The following is a 3,266-nucleotide window of genomic DNA, read 5'->3' on the forward strand; positions in this document are numbered from 1 at the left end:
GCCGATTCACTGGCACTTGTTGAGGCACTCATGGATGCTGAAGTACTTGCTGACTCTGAAGCACTTGTTGAAGCACTCATGGATGCCGACGTACTTGCTGATTCGCTGGCGCTGGTTGAAGCGCTCATCGATGCACTGGTACTTGCGGACTCTGAAGCACTTGTTGAAGCACTCATCGACGCACTGGTACTTGCGGATTCGCTAGCACTCGTTGAGGCACTCATTGAGGCCGAGGTACTTGCCGATTCTGATGCGCTAGTTGAGGCACTTTGCGATGCTGAAGTGCTGGCTGATTCAGATGCACTCGTTGATGCACTCATTGAGGCCGAGGTACTTGCTGACTCGCTCGCACTTGTTGAAGCGCTCATGGATGCCGACGTACTTGCGGACTCTGAGGCGCTCGTTGATGCACTTTGCGATGCTGACGTACTTGCAGATTCGCTGGCGCTGGTTGAGGCACTTTGTGACGCCGACGTGCTGGCGGACTCACTTGCACTCGTTAATGCGCTGTGTGAAGCTGAAACACTTTCAGAGGTTTTTTCCGATTCACTTGTGGACACACTTTCCGAAGCACTGGTACTTGCTGATTCCGAGGCACTCGCTAAGGCACTCATTGATGCTGATGTTTTTGCGGATTCACTGGCGCTGGTTGAGGCTGACATACTATCCCTATTAGGGGTAACTGTATAGGGTACCTCCAATTCATAAGTGCTACTTAGGCCTGTCCCGTCAGGTAAGGTTGTAAATCTAACAGAATAATAGTGTTGTCCAGGAGTACTAATATCTGGTAAGTCTGAGCTGACAAAATTTGCAGATAAGATGGCTGATTGTGAAACCGAATCTGTACTATACCATTCACTTGGCGTATAGCTATTATAATAATCCTCATCATCAACATCTTGTTCAAATGTATGAGAAACACCCTTCACCTCAATAACTTTATGTTTAAGAGTAGTTGTACTCACCAACAACTCTGAACTATTTGAAGTTGTCCCATAACGACCAACATCATAGGTTCGGGTAATCGTATAGTTAAATTCACCTGCCGTTGCCGTTGACAATGGCAGAGTTGTCGTTGTTGAAGATGTAGAGTTATTGGTCCATTTGGTTGTGTAAGATTGGTCTGTCACATCAGATGTGAGATACGCATCTGCATTTGAACCATTGTGAAGATTTTGACCTTTAAAATCATAAATAGGTGTTTTAGCCTCAATCTTAGGTAAAACCTTATAATTCACATTAACGGTTTGCACAGAACCGTCTGAATAGGTTACTTTTGCAACAGCTGTTTGATTCCCCGAAGTAGTCGTTGAAATCGGTGTTGACCAAACCAGACTATAACCAGAGGCAGCAGGTGTTGTACTTTCATTTGAAGCAACCGTCACAAATTTACTTACATCAGAAAGATCCGAAGCTGTTTCACCCTGCAACGTGTACACAGTTGTTGCTTTGGCAGAGGCTGTGTAAATTTCGTTTTGTCTGATTTTATGGAAAGCATAGGTAATTCCTTGGTTACCCGTAACAACTTTCACAGTGTTACCAAAAAGATAGCCCTTAGCCGTAGAAACGTTTGTCGCTTTTAGAGTATAACCACTAATAGCAAGGTATTCTCCCAAATCTACATTTGTTCCAGGAGTTTTCTGAATCAACACTTCATCTTTTCCAGGAATCTCTTCCCCAGTGTCTGCATCGATGAATTTCACTGTAATGTAGGCACCCTGAGCTGAATAATCAAACTTCTCCAACTGGAATTGCTGTAAATTATAACCGGAACCCGTCGACCCAAAGAGGGCAAAGGCCATTTCATCAGGATAACCCGCATTTTGCAAGAGGCTTCTGCTCTTATTCTCATATTTTAGGGCACTTGCATTTGGATGACCATCAACAGGCATATCACTATTAACAGCTATGGGATCATTGTTTAGATTCATAGACCAGGTTTGTCCATTATAGGTGACTGTCATCACCTTGGTATCCCCATCATAGACAACCTTATAGTCCTTCAATGAATTATCTGTAGGACCTTCCCCATTTAACTTCGTAATGGTGCGGATAACAGGGTAAACACTTCCACGTGCCGTACTATTTGATCCATTATAGTTATAAGTAAAGCCTCCAAAAGCTCCTTTTAGATAACCCGAATACTTAGGATCAGCAGAGGCCTTATTTTCAGGTTTAGGCGCACCAGTATTGTGCCAAGTATCTAGTTTGAAACCGAAAGAACCTTTGAGGTTATCTCCTCCCATCCCAAGACTGGCACCTGATCCATTACCGTTGGCATTTCCAATTTCTCCGATAGCACCTGTCGAGAATACCGCAGCGATTCCATCGCCACCATCATGACCGTTTTTAGGGCGCCCTTCATAAGCCTCTCCGAGGTTGATTTTTCCTGTGAGAGTGAAACTTTCGTTCATATCAATCTTCGTGTTCAGGGTATAGGCACCTGCCTGACTTTGCGCACTTGGCGTCAAGGTCAAAATCCCATTACTTAAAGAGGCATCTCCAGTTGTTTTAAAGTAGGTGGATTGATTCTTATTGGTTACAATCAAATGCGCCTTAGGATCATAGGTTGCATTTCCCAGTGAAGCATTTGTATCGTAGGATGCGCGCAAGGTATTGGCAGCAGTAATCCGTGCCCCATTCCGGTAATCACGAGCACCAGAACTTGCACGTAACACTGTATTGACCACAGTATTACGTGTTCTAGTAGCTTCAGAGATAAGGGCGTTGAGGTCAGCGTTTGGATCTGTCAAAGCATTTTGAATCGCTTCAATCGTAGTCTTTCCTTTTAGAAGGGCACTTTCCGCTCCTTCACGATTGCCTAGTCTTCCTAGATAAGTTCCAATTTCAGTAGACAGTGAGTTAAGCTTGGCTTCTTGCTCTTGACGCTTCTTATCCGCCTCAATACTCACCGCCACAGCAGTATTAGCTACTGCTGTAGCTTCTGAGGTAACCTCTGCTGCTTGTACTGAGACTGTTGGTACTGACGCTCTTGTTGTTAAATCTGATGAACGTGATGTCTCATTGGTATCTAAGTCTTCTGAACGCATTGAGTCTGCACCACTCTCAGACCCCGTCTGGCTCGTAGCAGTAACTTGACTACTTGATGTCTCACTGTCATGCCCTGTCGCCTTTGAACCACTCATTGAAACTGAAGTAGACTCTGAAGCTTTCTGTGAAGCCGAAGCACTGGTGCTGGCTGACTCACTCGCACTTGTCGAAGCTGACGTACTAGCAGAGGTTGAGACTGAGGTCGAAAGGCTCGC

Annotated in this window: 1 protein-coding gene; it reads right to left on the reverse strand. The window is 44.9% G+C overall.

Annotated features, from left to right (window positions below):
• The coding region (locus HMPREF2877_RS11365) for a lectin-like domain-containing protein (RefSeq protein ID WP_305366765.1) at positions 1-3,266 on the reverse strand (3,266 nt) is incomplete at both ends.

The organism is Streptococcus sp. HMSC072D03 (genome assembly GCF_001812855.1).
In the GTDB taxonomy this organism is placed as follows: domain Bacteria; phylum Bacillota; class Bacilli; order Lactobacillales; family Streptococcaceae; genus Streptococcus; species Streptococcus salivarius_D.